We start from the raw sequence: 20686 nt of genomic DNA, 5'->3' as shown, positions 1-20686 counted from the left end.
GGCCCGAACCCCGGCTGCCGGTCAGGCCGACAGGCGCTTGCGGCCCTTGGCCCGGCGGTTGGCCAGGACCTTGCGGCCACCGACGGTCGCCATGCGGGCCCGGAAGCCGTGGCGGCGCTTGCGAACAAGCTTCGACGGTTGATACGTGCGCTTCACGACAACTCTCCGATAACGCTTGGGCCCGCCGGATGGCGGAACGAGGGATCGCGGGGCCCGTTGCCCGGGTCCCGTGCAGGCCGCGGCTTATAGGAGTGGGTTGGTGGGTGCGTCAACCTTCGGCGGTTGCGGAGGAGGACGTCTGTCATCGTGGTGGCATCGCAGCGCGCGCCGGTGCGGCGCACCATGCGGCGCCATGCCCCGGTTGCGCCGCGTCCACCTGCATCGACTCTGGCCCTTGCTGCTCCTGGCCCTGCTGCTGGGGGCCGCCGCCGTGGGCGTGCCGCTGTCCTGGGCGACGCTGGCCGCGCACCAGGCGGCGCTGCGGCACTTCGTCGAGGCCGCGCCGGTCGCGGCGGCGGCGGCCTACGTGGCCGGCTATGCCGCGGCGGTCGGCGTCTCGGTGCCGCTGGGGGCGTTGTTCACCGTGGTCGGGGGGCTGCTGTTCGGCACCGTGGCGGGCGGCGGGCTCGCCGTGCTCGGGGCCACGGCCGGCGCCTGCCTGTTGTTCCTGATCATCCGCGGCTCGCCGGCGCCAGGGCTGGCGGCGCGCGCGCTGCCGTTGCTGGCGCGGATCGGACCGGAACTGCGGCGCGACGCCTTCTCCTACCTGCTGGCCATGCGCCTGATGCCGGCGGTGCCGTTCTGGCTGGGCAACCTCGCCGCGCCCCTGCTCGGCGTGCGGCTCGGCACCTTCGCCGCGGCGACGCTGCTGGGCGTCACCCCCGCCACCTTCGTGTTCGCCGGCATCGGCGCCGGGCTGGGCAGCGTGCTGGAGGCGGGCGGGCGGCCGGACCTGTCGCTGATCTGGTCGCCGTCGGTCCTGGGGCCGTTGCTCGGGCTCGCGGCGCTGTCGCTGCTGCCGGTGGCATGGCGGCGCTGGCGCGACCGGGTTTCAGGCCGGATCGCGGTTCGCGCCGGCGACGCGGCCCCTGGTCCGGCGGCGGGAATGGTTGCCATGATCGGCGGAGAGCCGGCCGACCGGCCCGGCTGAGAAGGAGAGGCACCCATGGCGGCGGAGTGGGATCCGGCAATCTATCTTCGGTATGGCGACGAAAGGTTGCGCCCGGCGCTCGACCTGCTGGCGCGGGTGCCCCTGGCGGCGCCGGCGCGGGTGGTCGATCTGGGCTGCGGCGCCGGCAATGTCAGCGCGATCCTGCGGCAGCGCTTTCCCACGGCCGACATCACCGGCGTGGACGGCTCGGGGCCGATGCTGGCGCGGGCGCGGGCGGCGGCGCCCGATTGCGCCTTCGTGCAGGCCGATATCGCGGCCTGGGAGCCGGCGGTGCCACCGGACCTGATCTATTCCAACGCCGCCCTGCACTGGCTGGATGGGCATGCGGCGCTGTTCCCGCGCCTGCTGGCGACACTGGCGTCGGGCGGGATGCTGGCGGTGCAGATGCCGCTGATGCACGCCGCGCCGCTGCGCGCGCTGCAGCACGAGGTGGCGGCGAACGGCCCCTGGGCGGCGCTGCTGGCCGGGGTCGGGTCGGCCCCGGCGATCCTGGCCCCATCCGACTACTGGGATCTGCTGCGGCCGTGCTGCGCTGCCCTGGATCTTTGGGAAACCACGTACATGCACGCGCTGCAGGGCGAGGACGCGGTGGTGCAGTGGGCGATGGGCACCAGCCTGCGGCCGTTCCTCGATCCGTTGCCGGCGGAACTGCGCGAGGGTTTCCTGGCGGCCTACCGCGCGGCGTTGCGGCCGCATTACCCGCGCCGCCCGGACGGCACCACTTTGCTGCCGTTCCGGCGGTTGTTCCTGGTGGCGACGGCGGCCTGAGCGGGACGGGCGGCGGACGGCCGGTCTCAGGCGTCCGCCGCGTGGACGAGCGGCAGGACCGGCACGCCGCCCTCGCGCACGAGGCAGTCGGCCAGGGTGTGGCGATCGAGCTCGCGCAGGAAGGCGCTCCAGGCGCCGCCGAGGAAGCCCTTCAGCCGGCAGCACGGGGTCAGCACGCAGGCGCCGCCGTCGCTGCGGAAGCATTCCACCAGCGACTGATCGGTTTCCAGGCTGCGCAGCAACTCGCCGAGCCGGATCTCGCTGGCCGGCCGGGCCAGCGCGACCCCGCCGCGGGCGCCACGCACCGTGCGGACCACGCCCAGGGCGGCGAGTTCCTGCACCACCTTGTGCAGATGGTTGCGTGACAATCCGCCGAGTTCACGGGCGAGCGCCTCCACGCTGAGATGCTGGCCGTCGGGTTCGGCGGAGAGCCGCATGAGAATGCGGAGCGCGAAATCGGTGGAGGCAAGCAGGCGCATGATGGTGGGTCCGGAAATTGGTATTGACGATACCACAAACTGGCGCCAGGGTAATTGGTATTGGCGATACCAGTTTTTATCGCCAATACCCGGATCATCCCCCTCGCTCGCCGCGGGTCCAGGAGAAATCGCATGTCCGCCCCCGAAACTGTCGGCTTCGCCCATCGCACCCTTGCCGAGATCGCCTCCCACCTGCCCGGGGCGACCGCGGTGTTCCGGCGTCACAGGCTCGATTTCTGCTGTGGTGGCCAGGTTCCGCTCGGCGAGGCGGCGGCGGCGAAGGGGCTGGATGTCGCCGGGCTGGAAGCGGAGCTCGACACCATGATCGCCCGTGGATCGCCGGGACAGGGGGCGCTGGACACCGAGGCCCTGATCGCGCTGATCGAGACCCGTTTCCATGCCGGCCACCGGCGGGACCTGCCGGAGCTGCTGCGGCTGGCGAAGCGGGTGGAGGCGGTGCATGGCGCGCATCCGCTGGCGCCGCGCGGCATCGCGGCGCTGCTGCAGCGCCTTGCCGATGAGCTGGAGGCGCACATGCAGAAGGAGGAACAGGTGCTGTTCCCGCTCATGCGCGCAGGGGGACATCCGATGATCGGCTCGCCGATCGGGGTGATGCTGCGCGAGCACGGCGAGGCGGAAGAGAGCCTGCGCCGGCTGGAGGGGCTGACGCATGGCTTCGGGCTGCCCGCCGAGGCCTGCCCGACCTGGCGGGCCCTGTATGTCGGGGCGCGGCGGCTGACCGAGGACCTGAAGGAGCATATCGATCTGGAGAACAACGTTCTCTTCTCGCGCTTCAGCGGCTGAGGGCCGCGCCGGATGCATGTTCCCGGCGTGCCTTGGTTGTTGGGGGCGAATGGCTGCTGAACATCGGGGGGAGACGTTCTATAAATAAAAATCGCAACATTTCTCCATAATAATATTTCTATATAAGCATGCTTGAAGTGAACGGCGTATAATTTGTTAACAAAACGTCAATCAAAACGACATTTTTTCTGAAAATGCTAATCTGCATTTGCTCACGTTGTCAGGAGGCGGGGTAGACCTCTCGGGGGCAGATGTTATGATCTTTCGTGCGCCTGGGGGTAGGCGGACATCTTGATTATCGAGGATGTGGCGGCGCTCCCGCGGCGGGTGCGCTCGTGATGTCCGCTGGTTTCCGGAGCGTTTGCATCGCGGAGGTTGGCAGGAGCGTCTCGACTGGCCGGGTCGACCATCCGGGACCGCAGAATCGATTGCCATCGCGGCCGTCGTGACCGGGAGCAAGGCCCCGCTCACGCGGCATGGCCGCGTGTCACAAGGAGGTAATTCCGTAATGGCTCAAACGCATGCTTCACGGCGTGGGCAGGACGCATCCGATCGTCCGGGCACCGAGGAACAGGCGCCGTGGCTGCGCACCGTTACCACCGATGAGGAGCGCGCAATGCAGGATGCGGCGCAAAAGACGGAAACGCAGGCAGCGCAATCGGCCGATAGCATCGCGCAGGCTTCGCAGGCCGCTGCCGGGCGCGTCCGGCAGGTCGGGGAAGACGGCAGCGAGGCGACGGCGGCCAGTCTGCGCGCGATGGCGGGCCTGCAGGAGCCGTTCGCCCAGGCCGGGCTGGAGCAGGGACGGCGCTTCGCCGAGGCCACGATCCGCATGACCGAGGCCTATCGCGAGGCGAGCGAGCGCTCGGCGGGCGACGTGCAGGCCATGGTCGCCTCCTTCGCCAGTCTCAGCCGCGGCGCCCAGCATTGGCAGAATACCTGGTTCGAGCTGATGCAGAATGCTTTCGGGCGGGCGCAGCGCCGGCATCATGACCTGCTGGGCTGCCGGTCCATGGTGGCGCTGGCCGAGGTGCAGCGGGACATGTATCTCGAGGCCGTCGAGGACATGCTGGGCGCCAACACGCGGCTGCTGCGACTGGCCGGGCAGATCGTGGAGGAAGCGGCACGCCCGCTGCAGGAACGGGGGCACCCGATCCGCGGCTGAGGCGACGATACGGGAACGACCGGGTTCGCGGCGTTCCCGTCCACACGGCACGGGGACATGCCCCGGATGCCGGCATTTCACCTGAAATCCCAGGATAACAACCGCCCGCGCGCCCGGCCTTGTCGTACCGGCAGGCCCGCGGCGCGCGGGCGGAAGGAGTCATCCCCGTGGTGGGGCACACACCCCGGGGCCCCGCTCTTCAGGTAGGGGGCGGCGGCGAAAGTGCAAGCTGGCGCCGTGTGTTGTACCCATCCATTCGGCCGGCGGCAGCCGTCGGATGATCCCCGGTTGCGTCTCCCCGGTCCCGTGACGCCGCCTGCGCGCCGGGCCTGGCCGGTGGTCCCGGAGCTACCGTGTCGCCGCGGAGCTGTGCTGCGGCGTGCGCAGGGGACAGCTTCGCCGCCAGCCCGCATATCCTGGCCGCTTCGTCACCCATGCGGCGCGACACCATGCGCGGCGGGATTGCGCAAGCCATGCCGGCCGGATCTTCCAATCCTGCATTCCCTCAGCTTCGCGCCTTGACGGAACAAGCATGATGGGCCATCTGCGGGCAATCAGGACCCACAAGGTCCGATTAGGGTCGTTGCCGCCATGCTCAGGCTCTCCAAGCTGACCGACTATGCCGTGGTGGTGCTGCTGCGCCTTTCGGAGTCCGACTCCGGGGACGCCGTGCAGACCTCCCCCGGCATTGCCACGGCGACCGGCGTGCCTGAACCGACGGTCGCCAAGGTGCTGAAATGCCTGGCCACTGCCCAGATCGTGGCGTCCCAGCGCGGGGCCCGGGGTGGCTACCGGCTGATGCGACCATTGGAAGAGATCGCCATTGCCGACGTGATCACCGCGGTGGACGGGCCGATCGCGCTGGCCGCCTGCGTGGACGGCTCCGCCTCGGCCTGCGAGGTGGGGAAGCTCTGCGCCGTCAAGGGCCGCTGGGACCTGGTGAACGACGCCATCCGGCATGCGCTCGGCCGGATCACGCTGGCCGACATGCGCGAGGCGTCCATCCCGACGGCCTTTCGCATCGGCACGCCCGCCGGCACGCCGGCCCATCTCCCCATTTCTGATTAACGGAAGGGTGACACCATGCCCGCAGTCGCGGAAACCCTCGATACCGTCCAGGCCGTCACCCAGTCCGGCTACAAATGGGGCTTTTCCACCGACATCGAGATGGAACTGGCCCCCAAGGGGCTGAACGAGGACATCATCCGGCTGATCTCGGCGCGCAAGCAGGAGCCGGAATGGCTGCTGGCCTGGCGGCTGAAGGCCTATGCGGCGTGGCTGACGATGGAGGAGCCGCACTGGGCGAAGCTGCATCACGAGAAGATTGATTACCAGGACATCCACTACTACGCTGCGCCCAAGCAGAAGGCCGGCCCGAAGAGCCTCGACGAGGTCGATCCCGAATTGCTGGCGACCTACGAGAAGCTGGGCATCCCGCTGAAGGAGCGGGCGATCCTGGCCGGCGTGGAGGGGGCGGGGGAAGAGGAACGGCCGCAGGTCGCGGTGGACGCGGTGTTCGACAGCGTCTCGGTCGCCACCACCTTCCGCGAGACCCTGGCCAAGGCCGGGGTGATCTTCTGCCCGATCAGCGAGGCGGTGCGCGAGCACCCGGAACTGGTGCGCCAGTACCTGGGCAGCGTGGTGCCGATCAGCGACAATTACTACGCGGCCCTGAATTCGGCGGTCTTCACCGATGGCAGCTTCGTCTACATCCCCAAGGGGGTGCGCTGCCCGATGGAGCTGTCCACCTATTTCCGCATCAATGCGCGCAACACCGGCCAGTTCGAGCGCACGCTGATCATCGCCGACGAGCGCGCCTCGGTGTCCTACCTGGAAGGCTGCACGGCGCCGCAGCGCGACGAGAACCAGTTGCATGCGGCGGTGGTGGAGCTGATCGCGCTGGACGATGCGCAGATCAAGTACAGCACGGTGCAGAACTGGTACCCCGGCGATGCCGAGGGCCGCGGCGGCATCTACAACTTCGTCACCAAGCGCGGCGCCTGTCGCGGCGCGCGCTCGAAGATTTCCTGGACCCAGGTGGAGACCGGCTCGGCGATCACCTGGAAATACCCGAGCTGCATCCTGCAGGGCGACGACAGCGTCGGCGAGTTCTATTCCGTCGCCGTGACCACCAACCGCCAGCAGGCCGATACCGGGACCAAGATGATCCATATCGGCCGCAACACCCGCAGCACCATCGTCAGCAAGGGCATCAGCGCCGGGCGGTCGGACAACACCTATCGCGGGTTGGTGCGGGTGATGCCGCGGGCGCATGGCGCGCGCAACCACACGCAGTGCGACAGCCTGCTGATCGGCGACCAGTGCGGCGCGCATACCGTGCCCTACATCGAGAACCGCAATCCCTCGGCCAAGGTCGAGCACGAGGCGACCACCTCGAAGATCGCCGACGACCAGTTGTTCTACTGCCGCCAGCGCGGGCTTTCGGAAGAAGACGCCGTCAATCTCATCGTCAACGGCTTCTGCAAGGAAGTCCTGAAGGAGCTGCCGATGGAATTCGCCGTCGAGGCACAGAAGCTGCTCGCCGTGAGCCTCGAAGGCTCGGTCGGCTGACAGGGGAAGCGAAGATGCTCGAGATCAAGGGGCTGACCGCCAGGGTCGAGGAAAAGGAGATCCTGAAGGGGATCGACCTGGTGGTGCCGCCGGGCGAGGTGCACGCCATCATGGGGCCGAACGGCTCCGGCAAGTCCACGCTGTCTTACGTGCTGTCCGGGCGCGAGGGCTACGAGGTGACCGGCGGGACGGCCACCTTCGAGGGCCACGACCTGCTGGCGCTGGAGCCGGAGGCGCGGGCGGCGCTCGGCGTGTTCCTGGCCTTCCAGTACCCGGTGGAGCTGCCGGGCGTGAACAACGCCAATTTCCTGCGCACCGCGCTGAACGCGCAGCGCCGCTTGCGTGGCGAAGCGGAGCTGGACGCGGTGCAGTTCCTCAAGCTGGCGCGGCAGGCGACCAAGAAGCTGTCGATGCCCGACGACATGCTCAAGCGCAACGTCAATGTCGGGTTCTCGGGTGGCGAGAAGAAGCGCAACGAGATCCTGCAGATGGCGATCCTGCAGCCCCGGCTCGCCATCCTCGACGAAACCGACAGCGGGCTCGACATCGATGCGCTGAAGATCGTGTCGGAAGGGGTGAACGCGCAGCGCGGGCCGAATTTCTCGGCGCTGGTCATCACCCACTACCAGCGCCTGCTGGATCATATCGTGCCGGATCGCGTGCACGTGCTCGCCCACGGCCGCATCATCCGTTCGGGCGGGCCGGAGCTGGCACATGAGCTGGAGGCTTCCGGCTACGCCTCGGTGATCGCGGAGGCGGCATGAACGCCCCGGCCCCGCGCACCGCGCTGCAGGCGGCGGCCGATGCGTTCGTCTCGCGCTTCGCGGCGCGGGCGCAGCCCCTGCCGGAGCAGGAGCGGGCGGCGGCGCTGTTCCGTGACGCCGGCCTGCCGGCCCCGCGCGAGGAAGCCTGGCGCTACACGCTGCTGCGCCCGCTCACGGATGCCAGCTTCGACGAACCGGCCGGCGATCCGGCCGGGCTCGCGGCGTTGCTGCCGGCGATCGCCGGGCCACGGATCGTGTTCGCCAATGGCCGGTTCCGGCCGGATCTCTCCACCCTGCCCGACGGCATCGATGTGCGCACCGGCGCCCCGGCCTTCGGCGGCATCGCCCGGCCCGAGCGGGAAAAGCTGGTCGCGCTGAACACCATGCTGGCCGAGGACGGCGCCCGCATCGAGGTGCCCGACGGCGTGGATGCCGGCACGCTGCTGCTGGTGCAACTGGCCAATGGCGGCGCCTTCCACCCGCGCCACGAGATCCGGCTTGGCCGCGGCGCCCGGCTCGAGCTGATCGAGGCGAGCGTGGGCGAGGGGAGCTACCTGCACAACCCCGTCTTCACCGCGGTGGTCGCCGAGGACGCGACGCTTGTGCATCTGCGCATCCAGCGCGAGGCCGAGACCGCCTTCCACCTCTCCACGCTTTATGCCGAGGTGGCGGCACGGGGCACTTATGACAGCTTCCTGCTCACGCTCGGCGGGCGGCTCGCGCGCATGGAGGTGCATGCGCGGCTCGCCGGCGAGCGCGCGACGGCGCATCTGAACGCGGCGCAGTTGCTGCGCGGCACGCAGCATGCCGATTTCACCACCGTGGTCACGCATGACGCGCCCTGCACCACCAGCCGGCAGACGGTGAAGAACGTGCTGACCGGGGCGTCGCGCGGCGTGTTCCAGGGCAAGATCGAGGTCGCCCGCGCCGCCCAGAAGACCGATGGCTACCAGATGAACCAGGCGCTGCTGCTCAGCCCCGAGGCCGAGATCGACAGCAAGCCGCAGCTCGAGATCTACGCCGACGACGTGAAGTGCAGCCATGGCGCCACGGTGGGCGAACTCGATCCCGAGCAGCTGTTCTACCTGCGCAGCCGCGGCATTCCCGAGCCGGCGTCGCGCAGCATCCTGGTGCGGGCCTTCCTGAACGAGGCCCTCGATCCGATCGGACATGAGGAGGCACGCGAGGCGATGGAAGGCATGATCGAGACGTTCTGGGAGGGAGCTTCGGCATGAGCGTGGTGGGGACGGCAGGGGTGGATGTCGCCCGCATCCGCGAGGATTTCCCGATCCTGACCCAGACCGTGCGCGGCAAGCCCCTGGTTTTCCTCGACAGCGCCGCCTCCGCCCAGAAGCCGCGCGCGGTGATCAATGCCATGGTCGAGGCCATGGAGACGCAGTACGCGAACATCCATCGCGGCCTGCACTGGATGAGCGAGCGCACCACCGAAGCCTACGAATCCACCCGCGATGCGGTGGCGCGGCTGGTCAACGCCCCCGACCGGGCCGAGATCGTGTTCACCCGCAACAGCACCGAGGCGATCAACCTGGTCGCCCATACCTATGGGCGGGCGATCCTGCGGCCCGGGCAGGCGGTGCTGATCTCCGGCATGGAGCACCATTCCAACATCGTGCCCTGGTACCAGCTCCGCGAGGAACGGGGCGTGGAATTGCGCGTGGCTCCGGTAACCGATGCCGGCGAGCTCGACATGGAGGGGTTCGAGCGGCTGCTGGCCGACGGCAAGGTCGGGCTGGTGGCGATCACGCACATGTCGAACGTGCTGGGCACCTACACCCCGGCGGAGCGCATCGTGCAGGTGGCGCACGCCTACGGGGCCAAGGTGCTGCTGGACGGCAGCCAGGCGGTGGTGCATCGCCGGGTCGACGTGCAGGCGCTCGGCTGCGATTTCTACGCCTTCACCGGGCACAAGCTGTACGGCCCCACCGGCATCGGCGTGCTCTGGGCAAGGCGCGAGCTGCTGGAGGCGATGCCGCCCTTCCTGGGTGGTGGCGACATGATCTCCTCGGTCTCGTACGAGCGCTGCACCTGGGCGGCGGTGCCGCACAAGTTCGAAGCGGGCACGCCGGCGATCCTGGAAGGCATCGGGCTGCGCGCGGCGATCGAGTATGTCGAGGCGATCGGCTACGATGCCATCGCCGCGCACGAGGCGGCGCTGACCGAGCATGCGCTGGCGCGGCTCTCGGCGATCGAGGGGATCACCATCCTCGGCCGGGCCCAGGACCGCGGCGGGGTCGTCAGCTTCATCCTCGACCGTGCGCATGCGCATGACGTGGCCACCCTGCTCGACCGCAGCGGCATCGCCGTGCGCGCGGGGCATCACTGCGCCGAGCCGCTGATGCACCGCTTCGGCCTGGAAAGCACGGCCCGCGCCAGCTTCGGCGTCTACACCACGATCGAGGAGATCGATTTCCTGGCCGACACGCTGGCGCGCGTGCGGGAATTCTTTGCGTGAGGAGGAGGGCATGAGCGGGGCCTTCGGGGACCTGCGCGACCTCTATCAGGAAGTGATCCTGGAGCACGGCCGCCACCCGCGCCATGCGGGGCGGCCGGAGACGTTCGATGCGACCGCGCGGGGCGACAACCCGATGTGCGGCGACCGCGTGCAGGTGTTCCTCCGCTATGGCCCGGATGGAAGCATCGCCCGGACCAGTTTCGAGGCCCGCGGCTGCGCCATCAGCGTCGCCTCGGCCGACCTGATGGCCGAGACGGTGCAGGGCCGCGCCCCCGCCGAGGCCCGCACGCTGGTCTCGCGGTTCACCGAGATGGCCCGGACGGGGCAGTGCCCCGATTGCGACGCGACGATGGAGCGGCTGCGGCCGCTCGCAGGTGTGCACGAGTACCCCAGCCGGGTGAAGTGCGCGACGCTGCCATGGCATGCGCTGATGGCGGCGCTCGATGGGGGAGGTCAGGCAAGCAGTGAATGACGCCAACGCGAAGATGCCGGAACCGGGCGCGGTCGGCAGTTGGACACCCGCCGGCGAGACCCCGCCGCGACCCAGCGAGGATGCCATCATCGGCGCCTGCGCGACGGTGTACGATCCCGAGATTCCGGTGAACATCTACGAGCTCGGCCTGATCTACGCGATCGAGATCGGCGACGATGCCCGGGTGAAGGTGGAGATGACGCTGACCGCGCCCGGCTGCCCGAGCGCGCAGGAACTGCCGGTACAGGTGCGCGAGGCGGTGCTGGCCCTGCCGGGGGTTGCCGATTGCGACGTCGACGTGGTCTGGGATCCGCCCTGGCACCCCGGCCGCATGAGCGACGACGCGCGTCTGTCCTTGAACATGTTCTGATAAGGGCGATATGAATCGCATGTCCGGCACTGTTTCGACCCCCGCCCCGGCCCGGTCCCTGCCGCCGCTCATGCGCGTGAGCGAGGCCGCCGCCGAACGTCTTCGCAGCCTCTATGCCAAGGGAGGCCAGGGTAAGTTGCTGCGCGTCTCCGTCGCCACCAAGGGCTGTTCCGGGATGTCCTACGTGATGGACTTCGTGGACGCGCCCGGCCCGGGGGACGAGGTGGTGACGGACCAGGACGTGACCGTGCTGGTCGATCGCAAGGCGAGCCTGTTCCTGATCGGCACGGTGATGGACTACCAGGTGCAAGCCCTGTCCGCCGGCTTCACCTTCACCAATCCCAATGAAAAAGGCCGCTGCGGCTGCGGCGAGAGCTTCCACGTGTGACATGACCCATCCCCTCGCAGGCCAGGTCGCGATCGTCACGGGTGCCGGGCGCGGGATCGGCCGGGCGATCGCGCGGGGGCTGGTGGGGGCGGGGGCGTCGGTGGTCGCCATCGCCGCGAGGCAGACCGGGGAACTGGAAAGCCTGGCGGCCGAGCTTGGCGAGGAGCACCTGGTGCCGGTGCTCGCCGACGTGACCAAGGAAGAGGACTGCACCCGGGTCGCCGTCGCCGCGGTCGACCGCTTCGGCGGCATCGATATCCTGGTCAACAATGCCGGCCGCGGCATGCGGGCGGTCAACGAGAGCTTCCCGGTCACGCCGGTGCGGTTCTGGGAGATCGAGCCCGACGACTGGCGGCTGGTGGTGGACACCAACGTGAACGGGCCTTTCCTGATGGCGCGCGCGGTGGTGCCGATCATGCTGGCGGCCCGGCACGGGCGGATCGTGAATGTCTCGGTCAATCACGAAACTATGCATCATGCCGGATTTTCGCCCTACGGACCTTCCAAGGCGGCGTTGGAGGCCGAAAGCGCCATCTGGGCCCATGACCTGGCTGGCACGGGCGTAACCGTCAACGTGCTGACGCCGGGCGGGCCCGTCCGGACCGGCATGATCCCGCCCGGGGTGTCCGAGGCGGTGCGGGCACAGATGCTCGATCCCACGATCATGGTGCCGCCATTGCTCTGGCTGACCGGCCCGTCCGCCGGGGACGTGAGCGGGCGGCGTTTCATCGCCTCCCGGTGGCGCAGCGATCTGCCACCGGAGAAGGCCGCGGCCCTCGCGGCCGATAACGGGGAAACCCCGGGCCTCTGAGGCAGAGGCTTCGGGGCGGAGCGCCCGGGCCGTCGCGCCACCCACAATACCATCGTATCGGATCATTTTTCTTCCGGCGGATCACGCAAGGATGATGCGCGGCGAGGATGAAAGTCCTGCCGTGATGCTGTCCTGCCGGATGTAAGGGTTATGTACTATCGTAGTCATTAGCCGGGCAATTGCGTTAACAGCTTGCTTGCGAAGTGACGGGACGACGCAAGGCTGATCGGGCACGAAATCCAGGGCAACAAATCTCGTGGAATTTATGACCGGAAGTTGTGGACATGCTAAATCGCCATATGGTTGAGTATTCCCCGAAGATCATTCCGACTTACCGTCATCTCACGAAACTGTTAAAAGAGTCTCGCGGGGGCGTTATCGGGTGATGGCTGCTGGCCAAACACTCAAGCAAGGGAGTTTTGCGAGATGTCCAGTGTGGTCACGGAATTGCCGGTTCAAATGAGGCCTCCGGTCCGCAAACACCATCTGCGAAACGAGCGCACGGCCCCGCTTTTCATGGATGAGGTTTCCAATACCGAGGCTGACAGCGATATCGATGCGGACGGATTGGCGCCGGCGCGCGGCCTGGCCCGGGGCATGTTGCTGGGGGCTGCCTGTTGGTTGCTGCTCGGGGCCCTGATCTGGACCTGGCTGTCCTGAGGCGCGTTTGACGGACGGCTCCGTCGCCTGGGCGTGACAGGGGGCACGCCGGCAGGCGGTCAGACCCGGGCGAAAGTCACGACGCTCTCCAGCCGGGTTGACCACAGGAACTGGTCGACCGGCACTGCCGACAGCACCTGATAACCGGCCGCCTGCAAGCTTCTGGCGTCTTGCGCCAGGGCCGCCGGATTGCAACTGACATAAATCACCCGCGCCACCCGCGCTGCCGCGATCCGGGCAATCTGGGCCGCCGCGCCCGCATAAGGCGGATCCAGCACCACCGCGGCGAAGCCGCCGAGTTCCGTTTCCAGCAAGGGCCGGCGCACGAGATCCCGGATATCCACGCTGACCCGTCCGGCCAGGCCGTTCGCGTTCACCGCGTTGTGCAGCGCGCCCGCGGCCGCCGCGTCGCCTTCGTAGGCGGCAACCCGGACCTGGCGGGCCAGGGCGAAGGTCAGCGTGCCGCAGCCGGCGTACAGCTCGGCCACCCGCGCGCGGGCCGGCAGCCGGGGTGGCAGGCCCGCGAGCACCGCCTGGACGATCGCCGCCTCGCCGCTTTCGCTCGCCTGCAGGAAGGCGCCCGGCGGCGGCTGCACCGCGACCCCGGCCAGGGTGATGCGCGCCGGGCGCAGCAGGCAGACCGTTTCCGGCACGCCGTTGCCGGCGGCCCAGGAGATGCGGGGCAGCCCATGGGCCTGGGCGAAGGCGGCCAGCTTCGTGCGGTCGGCGGAAGATGGCGGGGCATCGGTGCGCAGCAGCAGGTCCGGACCGTCATCGAGCAGGTTGACGATCGCCGAGCCCTCCCGGCGCAACACTGTCGTGGCGCGCAGCAGTTCGCGCAGTCGGGGGAGCAGTCCGGCGAGCCCGGGATGCAGGACCGCGCATCCCTCCAGGTCGATGACCTCGGTCGAGCGCGGGGCATGCAGGCCGACCACCACCCCGGCGCCGCGGCGGCGCAAGGCCAGGTCCATCCGGCGGCGTGTCCCCGGCGGCGTGACCGCCACCGGGGCGGGGGGGGCGGTGCCACGCAGCGACGTCGCCAGCAGCCCGGCCTTCCAGGCCAGGTAGGCATCCTGCCGCCAGTGCTGCAGCGTGCAGCCGCCGCAGGTGCCGAAATGCGGGCAGGGAGGGGGAACACGGTCGGGGCTCGGCGCCACCACCGCGTCCACGCCGCAGGCCCAGCCCTCGCCGCGCGCCGCGATCGCGTGGGCGTGCACGTGTTCACCGGGCAGGGTGCCGGGAAGATAAAGCGGGGTTCCGTCCGCCAGGGCGGCGATGCCGTCCCCATCCGCGCCCATGCGCGAAATCGCGACCTCGCCGGGCAGCAGGGGAAGAGGAGGCCGGGCGCGCGCGGCGGCGCCCCGGCCAGTCTTATCCGGCGAAGGCGGCAATGCCGGTCTGGGCCCGTCCCAGGATCAGGGCATGCACGTCATGTGTACCCTCGTACGTGTTCACCGTCTCGAGGTTCATGACGTGGCGGATGACGTGATACTCGTCGACGATGCCGTTGCCGCCGTGCATGTCACGCGCAATGCGGGCGATGTCGAGCGCCTTGCCGCAGGAATTGCGCTTCACCAGGCTGATCATCTCGGGCGCCGCGCGGCCCTCGTCGAGCAGGCGGCCGACCCGCAGCACCGCCTGCAGCCCGAGCGTGATCTCGGTCTGCATGTCGGCGAGCTTCTTCTGCACCAGTTGGGTGGCCGCCAGGGGTCGCCCGAACACCTTGCGGTCCAGCACGTAGTCGCGCGCCGCGCGCCAGCAGAACTCGGCCGCCCCGAGCGCGCCCCAGGCGATGCCGTAGCGGGCATTGTTGAGGCAGGAGAATGGACCGCGCAGCCCTTTCACCTTGGGCAGCACCGCATCCTCCGGCACGTGCACGTCCGAGAGCATGATCATGCCCGTCGTCGAGGCGCGCAGGCTGAACTTGCCTTCGATCTTGGGGGCGCTCAGTCCCTGGGTGCCGCGATCGATCAGGAAGCCGCGGATGTCGCCTTCGTCATCCTTGGCCCAGACCAGGAAGACATCGGCGATCGGCGAATTGGAAATCCAGGTCTTCGAGCCGTTCAGCACGTAGCCGTCGGCGGTGCGGCGGGCGCGGGTGCGCATGCTGCCGGGGTCCGATCCGCCGTCGGGCTCGGTCAGCCCGAAGCAGCCGACCCATTCGCCGGTGCGCAGCCGGGGCAGGTACTTATCCTTCTGCGCCTCCGAGCCGAAGGCGTGGATCGGGTACATGACCAGCGAGGACTGCACCGAGAAGGCGCTGCGATAACCGGAATCGACGCGCTCGACCTCGCGGGCGATCAGGCCGTAGGCGACATAGGAGACGTCGGCGCAGCCATGGCTGTCGAGCGTGGCGCCGAGGAAACCCATCGCGCCGAACTCGTTCATGATCTCCCGGTCGAAATGCTCGTGCCGGTTGGCCATGAGGATGCGCGGCGCCAGCTTTTCCTGGCAGTAGGCGTGGGCGGCGTCGCGAATGGCGCGCTCGTCCTCGGTCAACTGGTCTTCGAGCAGCAGGGCGTCGTCCCAGTGAAATCGCCCCAACTTGCCCTTGCTCCCGGAAACCACGGGAGCTTCGCTGGTCATGGTCAGGCCTCCGTTTCCTCCACGGCCGTGAGGTCGGCCGTTGCCGCATGCTGGCGCCTGGGACGTGCCGCGACAAGCATGAAAGCGGGAATATCGGGGCCGAAACCAACAACCGCCGGGCCGAGATCGTCGTCGCGCCGGCGGTCGCGGCCCTCGCGTTCGGGCCGCGTGCCGCGCTCGGGGCGCAGCGGGCGTTCGTACCGGGGTTCGGGAATGCGCTTCGGCTCGGTCCGCCTGGTTTCGGCGCGCCGGGGCTCGGGGGCGACGGCTTCCACCGCCCTGATTTCGGGCTGCGGTTGCTTCGCTTCGGCGGGCTTCGGCTCGGCGGCCTTGCGGCGCCCCCCGGCGCGGGCGGCCTTGGGGGCGGCTTCTTCCTTGGCCCGCTTGGCCGCGGGGGCGGCCTTGCGGCCGCGGCGGCGGCGCCCGTCGGATTCGGCCCATTCGACCACGTCGAGCCCTTCGACCGGGATGCGCGGGATCGGGTGGCCGGTCAGCTTCTCGATTGCCTCGACCACGAAGCGGTCCTCGGGGGAGGCCAGGGTGAAGGCGCGGCCCTCGCGCCCGGCCCGGCCGGTGCGGCCGATGCGGTGGACGTAATCCTCGGCGTGATGCGGCACGTCGAAGTTGAAGACGTGGCTGAGACCGCCGATGTCGATGCCCCGCGCGGCGACGTCGCTGCAGCAGAGCAGGCGGATCTCGCCGGCCTTGAACTTCTCGAGCGTGGCGAAGCGGGTGGACTGGGCCATGTCCCCGTGCAGCGCGCCGACCGAGAACTGGTGCTTGGTCAGCGACTTGTAGAGGATGTCCACGTCACGCTTGCGGTTGCAGAAGATCAGTGCGTTCTGCACGTCTTCCTGGCGGATCAGCCGGCGCAGCGCTTCGCGCTTGTCGTGTTCGGAGACCAGCGCCAGCCTCTCGGTGATCGTGGTCGCCACCGTGGCCGGCTTGGAAACGGTGACTTCCTTGGGGTTCTGCAGGAAGGCATCGGCGAGGCGGCGGATCTCCGGCGCCATGGTGGCGGAGAAGAACAGCGTCTGTCGGTTCTTCGGCAGCAGCGAGACGATGCGCTCGACATCGGGGATGAATCCCATGTCGAGCATGCGGTCGGCCTCGTCGATCACCAGTACGCGCGTGTCGGTCAGCAGCAACCCGCCGCGTTCGAACATGTCGATCAGGCGGCCGGGCGTGGCGATCAACACGTCCACGCCGCGCATCAGCAGGTCCTTCTGGTCGGACATGCTTTCGCCGCCGATGATCAGGGCGTGGGTGAGCTTCAGATACTTGCCGTAGAGGACGAAATTATCCGCCACCTGCAGCGCCAGTTCCCGTGTCGGCTCCAGGATCAGGCTGCGCGGCATGCGCGCCCGGGCGCGGCTGCCCGAGAGGATGTCGAGCATCGGCAGGGTGAAGCCGGCGGTCTTGCCGGTGCCGGTCTGGGCGCAGCCGAGCAGGTCGCGGCCCATCAGCACCCAGGGAATCGCCTGCTGCTGGATCGGGGTGGGGTGGGTGTAGCCCTTCTCGGCCACCGCGCGCAGCAACGGCTCGGACAGGCCGAGGGCACTGAAGGTGGGCTCCGGTTCCGCTTCCTCCGGCGCGGGCGCCTCGTCCGGCGCGGGCTCCGGCTCGGCGTCCGTCACCACCGGGCCGCTGGCCTCCGCTGGCGCCGGGCCGGGCTCATCCGGTTCCGGCACCTCGGGACCGGCGGCTTCCGCGGCGGGGGGGACGGCACAGGCCGGTGCGTCCCCTTCCGCAAGCTGGGCCGGCTGCGGCGCGGGCGTGCCGGTTGGCACGGCCGTGGGATCAGCGTCGCGCGGCTCCGCCTGTGCGGTTGCATCCGCCGGGGTGGGCGCGGTCTCGGAGAACGGAATGGTTTCGGTCAAACTCGATGTGCCTTCAGGGCGGCGCCGGGGGCGGCGCGCAACGGCACGCGCGATGGTCGCACGCGTGACGCTGGCATATCAGGAAAGGGAAGGGGAAAGTCAAGGTTGGCCTGGGCTTGGCTGCTGCCTACAAGGCACGGATGCCTCAAACGTTGCTCCTGCTCCCCGGGTTGCTGTGCGATGCAAGGCTGTGGCGCGATCAGATGAACGCCCTGGCCGGACCGGTGGAGCCGATCGTTGCCGACCTGACACATCACGACAAAATCGACGACATGGCACGCCACGCGCTGGCCGCCGTGCCCGGCCGCTTCGCCCTGTGCGGGCTGTCGATGGGCGGATACGTCGCCCTTGCCGTCATGCGGCTCGCGCCCGAGCGGGTCACGCGGCTGTGCCTGATGGACACCACGGCACGTCCCGACACGCCGGAACAGATGCGGCGGCGCCGCGGCCTGATCGCGCTGACCCGGGGGAACCGTTTCCGCGGCGTGACGCCGCGGCTGCTGCCGCAATTGCTGCATCCTGACCGGCTCGGCGACGCGGCCCTGTGCCAGGAGGTGATGGACATGGCCGACCGGGTCGGCCGCCAGGCCTTCCTGCGCCAGCAGCACGCCATCCTGCACCGGCCGGACAGCCGCCCCGGCCTGCGCGAGATCGGCGTGCGCACGCTGGTGGTGGTCGGCAGCCATGATGCCGTGACGCCCCCCGCGCTGAGCGAGGAGATGGCCGAGGCCATTCCGGGCGCGGCGCTGCGCATGGTGCCCGAGGCCGGCCACCTGCCGCCGATGGAGCAGCCGGACAGCATCATCGAGTTGCTGCGCGCCTGGATGGAGGATGCGCTCTGACGCAGCGGTGCGGCGAAAGCGTTGCCGTCTCCGTGGCGATGGATGTTGCCGGGCCGCAGCAGCAGTTCTGGATTGTGTATGTGGGTACACACGACTCGGCGGACGCATCTGTCGCCAGCGGAACACTGATGGCAACATGTCCGCCCAAACCCGAAAGGGACAAACAGCCATGATCGGGATCCGCACCCTGCGCCGCTGTGCGCTGCTTCTTGCCGTCGCGGTGCTGGCGCTGCCGCCCTCCGCGCACGCCTACTGGCGTGGCGGCGTGTTCGTCGGCGTGGCGCCGCCGCCCGTCTACGTGCCGCCCCCGGTCTACGTCGCGCCCCCGGTCTACGTCGCGCCCCCGGCGTATTACTACCCGCCGCCGGTGGTGTACGCCCCGTCCTCACCCGGTACTGCCGGTCCGCCGCCCGCAGCGTCGGCCTGCTACGCCGGGCCATGGGTGTGCCCGTTGCCGCAGGTCACGCCGATCGGCAATGCCTGCACCTGCAGTGGCAATGGCGAGCAGGCCTGGGGCCGCGCCCGGTAGTGGGACGCCCGATCGTGGGACCCGGGGCACTGACCGGCGCGCCGGTCGAGGCGTGGCGGGCCGCGCCGATCGAGGACTACGCCCTGATCGGCGACTGCACCACCGCGGCCCTGGTCAGCCGCGAGGGGGCCGTGGACTGGCTGTGCTGGCCACGTTTCGACAGCGCCGCCTGTTTCGCTGCCCTGCTCGGCGAGGCCTCGCAGGGCACCTGGCGCATCGCCCCGCTGGCTCCCCGGCCACGGATCCATCGGACGTACCGGAACGGCACCGTCATCCTGGAGACCGTGTTCGCCACGCCGGAGGGCGAGGTCGCGCTGATCGACTTCATGCCGGTGGGCGAGAACCTCTCCCACCTCGTCCGCCTGGTGCAGGGGCGGCGCGGGCGGGTGCCGATGCGCCTGCTGCTGGCGTTGCGCTTCGACTACGGCGCGGCGGTGCCCTGGGTGACGCGGTTGCCGGAGGGCGGCGGCCTTACCGCGGTCGCCGGGCCGGAGCGGGTGGTGCTGCGCACGCCGGTGCCGCTGCATGGCCGCGGCCTGATGACGGTGGCCGAGTTCAGCGTCGCCGCCGGCGAGACTATCCCCTTCGTGATGACCCACGTGGCGAGCCATCTCGACCTGCCGGCTCCGCTCGACCCGTTGGCGGCGCTTGCGCGCACCGAGCGGTTCTGGACCGAATGGGCCGCCGCCGGCACCTACGAAGGCCCGTACCAGCCGGCGGTGCAGCGCTCGCTGATCACGCTGAAGGCACTGACCTATCGGCCGACGGGGGGAATCGTCGCCGCCCCGACCACCTCGCTGCCCGAGCAGCTCGGCGGCAGCCGGAACTGGGACTATCGCTATTGCTGGTTGCGCGATGCCACGCTGACCCTGCTCGCGCTGATGGATGGCGGCTACGTCGAGGAGGCCAGGGCCTGGCGTGACTGGCTGCACCGCAGCGTCGCCGGCCGGCCCGACCAGATCCAGATCATGTACGGCCTCGCCGGCGAGCGTCGCCTGGCCGAGTGGGAGGCCGACTGGCTGCCGGGCTACCAGGGCTCCCGGCCGGTGCGCATCGGCAACGCGGCGCATGGGCAATTGCAGCTCGACGTCTATGGCGAGGTGGCCGACGCGCTGTACCACGCCCGTGCCATGGGCCTGCCCGCCGTGCCGGCAAGCTGGCAGTTGCAGCGCCGGCTGACCGAGCACCTGGCCGAGATCTGGGACCAGCCCGACGAGGGCATCTGGGAAGTCCGGGGCGGGCGGCGGCATTTCACCCATTCCAAGGTCATGGCCTGGGTGGCGCTCGACCGGGCTATCCGCAGCGCCGAGCAGTTCGGGCTGGAGGGGCCGCTCGACCGCTGGCGGGCCCTGCGCCGTACCATGCATGACACCATCTGCGCCCGCGGCTTCGATGCGCAGCGCAACAGCTTCGTGCAGAGCTTTGGCGCGCGCGCCCTGGACGCGAGCCTGCTGCTGATCCCGCTGATCGGGTTCCTGCCGCCGGACGATCCACGGGTGCGGGGGACCCTGGCCGCGATCGAGCGCGAACTGGTGATCGACGGCTTTGTCTACCGCTACGACACCGGGGACGGCGCGGACGGCCTGCCGAGCGGCGAAGGCGCCTTCCTGGCCTGCAGCTTCTGGCTGGCCGAGAATTACACGCTGCAGGGACGGACTACGGAGGCGCGGGCCCTGTTCGAGCGCCTGCTCGGCTTGCGCAACGATGTTGGGTTGCTGGCCGAGGAATATGATCCCGCCGCGGGGCGCCAGGTGGGGAACTTCCCGCAGGCGTTCAGCCATATCGCCCTGGTCAATACGGCGGTCACGCTGGTTCGCAACGGCGCGGCGCAGACACGTCCGACGCGGGCCGGGGCGGCGTAAGGCAAGGGCTTCGCCCTTGACCCACGTCGTGCGCAGGCACGCCTTCGCGTGACGGGCCACAAGGCCCTTGGATCCCATTCGCGCTGCGCGG

22 protein-coding genes are annotated in these 20686 nt (G+C 69.5%); 17 read left to right on the top strand and 5 right to left on the bottom strand.

Going from position 1 to position 20686, the window contains the following annotated elements; translation table 11 throughout:
- Window positions 1-21: 21 nt before the first annotated feature.
- Window positions 22-156: a 50S ribosomal protein L34 gene (gene rpmH / locus NBY65_RS06705; protein ID WP_150040004.1), complete on the bottom strand. Its 135-nt coding sequence runs from the start codon at window positions 154-156 to the stop codon at window positions 22-24.
- Window positions 157-352: 196 nt separating this feature from the next.
- Here rpmH and NBY65_RS06700 point away from each other — a divergent pair, with 196 nt between their 5' ends.
- Both NBY65_RS06700 and NBY65_RS06695 read left to right on the top strand, forming a co-directional pair.
- Window positions 353-1150 (top strand): TVP38/TMEM64 family protein, encoded by a 798-nt coding sequence (locus NBY65_RS06700; RefSeq protein WP_150040005.1) that lies wholly within the window; start codon window positions 353-355, stop codon window positions 1148-1150.
- Between the two features lie 15 nt (window positions 1151-1165).
- Window positions 1166-1939: a methyltransferase domain-containing protein gene (locus NBY65_RS06695; protein WP_150040006.1), complete on the top strand. Its 774-nt coding sequence runs from the start codon at window positions 1166-1168 to the stop codon at window positions 1937-1939.
- Between the two features lie 26 nt (window positions 1940-1965).
- On the opposite strand, the gene NBY65_RS06690 is transcribed toward NBY65_RS06695, so the two are convergent.
- Entirely contained in the window at window positions 1966-2418 is a 453-nt protein-coding gene (locus tag NBY65_RS06690; RefSeq protein WP_150040007.1) for an Rrf2 family transcriptional regulator, read from the bottom strand.
- 132 nt (window positions 2419-2550) lie between these two features.
- Between NBY65_RS06690 and NBY65_RS06685 the strand changes: the two genes are divergently transcribed.
- The 12 genes from NBY65_RS06685 (at window position 2551) to NBY65_RS06630 (ending at window position 12896) form a co-directional block, all read left to right on the top strand.
- Window positions 2551-3222, top strand: coding sequence for a DUF542 domain-containing protein (locus NBY65_RS06685; RefSeq protein WP_150040008.1), 672 nt, complete (start codon window positions 2551-2553; stop codon window positions 3220-3222).
- A gap of 508 nt (window positions 3223-3730) precedes the next feature.
- Entirely contained in the window at window positions 3731-4387 is a 657-nt protein-coding gene (locus NBY65_RS06680) for a phasin family protein (RefSeq protein WP_162530473.1), read from the top strand.
- 591 nt (window positions 4388-4978) lie between these two features.
- On the top strand, window positions 4979-5455 hold the full coding sequence (locus NBY65_RS06675) for an SUF system Fe-S cluster assembly regulator (RefSeq protein WP_150040010.1): 477 nt from the start codon (window positions 4979-4981) through the stop codon (window positions 5453-5455).
- Between the two features lie 15 nt (window positions 5456-5470).
- Window positions 5471-6958, top strand: a complete 1488-nt coding sequence (gene sufB / locus NBY65_RS06670) for a Fe-S cluster assembly protein SufB (protein ID WP_150040011.1) — start codon at window positions 5471-5473, stop codon at window positions 6956-6958.
- Window positions 6959-6972: 14 nt separating this feature from the next.
- Window positions 6973-7722, top strand: a complete 750-nt coding sequence (gene sufC, locus NBY65_RS06665) for a Fe-S cluster assembly ATPase SufC (protein ID WP_150040012.1) — start codon at window positions 6973-6975, stop codon at window positions 7720-7722.
- Window positions 7719-8957, top strand: a complete 1239-nt coding sequence (sufD, locus tag NBY65_RS06660; RefSeq protein WP_150040013.1) for a Fe-S cluster assembly protein SufD — start codon at window positions 7719-7721, stop codon at window positions 8955-8957. Before sufC ends, sufD begins: the two co-directional genes overlap by 4 nt.
- Window positions 8954-10195: an aminotransferase class V-fold PLP-dependent enzyme gene (locus tag NBY65_RS06655; RefSeq protein ID WP_150040014.1), complete on the top strand. Its 1242-nt coding sequence runs from the start codon at window positions 8954-8956 to the stop codon at window positions 10193-10195. Before sufD ends, NBY65_RS06655 begins: the two co-directional genes overlap by 4 nt.
- Window positions 10196-10205: 10 nt before the next feature.
- Window positions 10206-10667, top strand: coding sequence for a Fe-S cluster assembly sulfur transfer protein SufU (gene sufU, locus NBY65_RS06650; protein WP_150040015.1), 462 nt, complete (start codon window positions 10206-10208; stop codon window positions 10665-10667).
- A gap of 13 nt (window positions 10668-10680) precedes the next feature.
- Complete coding sequence (locus tag NBY65_RS06645) at window positions 10681-11037, top strand: DUF59 domain-containing protein (protein WP_239002724.1); 357 nt, start codon at window positions 10681-10683, stop codon at window positions 11035-11037.
- Between the two features lie 19 nt (window positions 11038-11056).
- Window positions 11057-11425 carry a HesB/IscA family protein gene (locus NBY65_RS06640; protein WP_150040017.1) on the top strand — a complete coding sequence of 123 codons (369 nt, stop codon included), beginning with the start codon at window positions 11057-11059 and terminating at the stop codon, window positions 11423-11425.
- A gap of 1 nt (window position 11426) precedes the next feature.
- The gene (locus tag NBY65_RS06635) at window positions 11427-12236 is read left to right on the top strand and encodes an SDR family NAD(P)-dependent oxidoreductase (RefSeq protein WP_150040018.1); all 810 of its coding nucleotides are present in this window, start codon (window positions 11427-11429) and stop codon (window positions 12234-12236) included.
- A gap of 426 nt (window positions 12237-12662) precedes the next feature.
- Window positions 12663-12896 carry a hypothetical protein gene (locus NBY65_RS06630; protein WP_150040019.1) on the top strand — a complete coding sequence of 78 codons (234 nt, stop codon included), beginning with the start codon at window positions 12663-12665 and terminating at the stop codon, window positions 12894-12896.
- Between the two features lie 59 nt (window positions 12897-12955).
- Here NBY65_RS06630 and NBY65_RS06625 read toward each other — a convergent pair whose 3' ends face one another.
- From NBY65_RS06625 to NBY65_RS06615, 3 genes are all read right to left on the bottom strand, one after another.
- Window positions 12956-14194, bottom strand: a complete 1239-nt coding sequence (locus tag NBY65_RS06625) for a class I SAM-dependent RNA methyltransferase (protein WP_150040020.1) — start codon at window positions 14192-14194, stop codon at window positions 12956-12958.
- Between the two features lie 73 nt (window positions 14195-14267).
- Window positions 14268-15482 carry an acyl-CoA dehydrogenase gene (locus NBY65_RS06620; RefSeq protein WP_150040021.1) on the bottom strand — a complete coding sequence of 405 codons (1215 nt, stop codon included), beginning with the start codon at window positions 15480-15482 and terminating at the stop codon, window positions 14268-14270.
- 2 nt (window positions 15483-15484) lie between these two features.
- On the bottom strand, window positions 15485-17173 hold the full coding sequence (locus NBY65_RS06615) for a DEAD/DEAH box helicase (protein ID WP_150040046.1): 1689 nt from the start codon (window positions 17171-17173) through the stop codon (window positions 15485-15487).
- 341 nt (window positions 17174-17514) lie between these two features.
- On the opposite strand from NBY65_RS06615, the gene NBY65_RS06610 reads away from it, so the two are divergent.
- The 3 genes from NBY65_RS06610 (at window position 17515) to NBY65_RS06600 (ending at window position 20595) form a co-directional block, all read left to right on the top strand.
- Window positions 17515-18204 carry an alpha/beta fold hydrolase gene (locus NBY65_RS06610; RefSeq protein ID WP_338110401.1) on the top strand — a complete coding sequence of 230 codons (690 nt, stop codon included), beginning with the start codon at window positions 17515-17517 and terminating at the stop codon, window positions 18202-18204.
- A gap of 169 nt (window positions 18205-18373) precedes the next feature.
- Window positions 18374-18733 (top strand): hypothetical protein, encoded by a 360-nt coding sequence (locus NBY65_RS06605; protein WP_203330418.1) that lies wholly within the window; start codon window positions 18374-18376, stop codon window positions 18731-18733.
- A gap of 14 nt (window positions 18734-18747) precedes the next feature.
- A complete protein-coding gene (locus NBY65_RS06600; RefSeq protein WP_239002721.1) occupies window positions 18748-20595 on the top strand; it encodes a glycoside hydrolase family 15 protein in 1848 nt (615 codons plus the stop codon).
- Window positions 20596-20686: the final 91 nt, after the last annotated feature.

This window comes from Rhodovastum atsumiense, from assembly GCF_937425535.1.
Classification (GTDB): Bacteria; Pseudomonadota; Alphaproteobacteria; order Acetobacterales; family Acetobacteraceae; genus Rhodovastum; species Rhodovastum atsumiense.
This window is presented reverse-complemented; position numbering and strand designations above follow the sequence as displayed.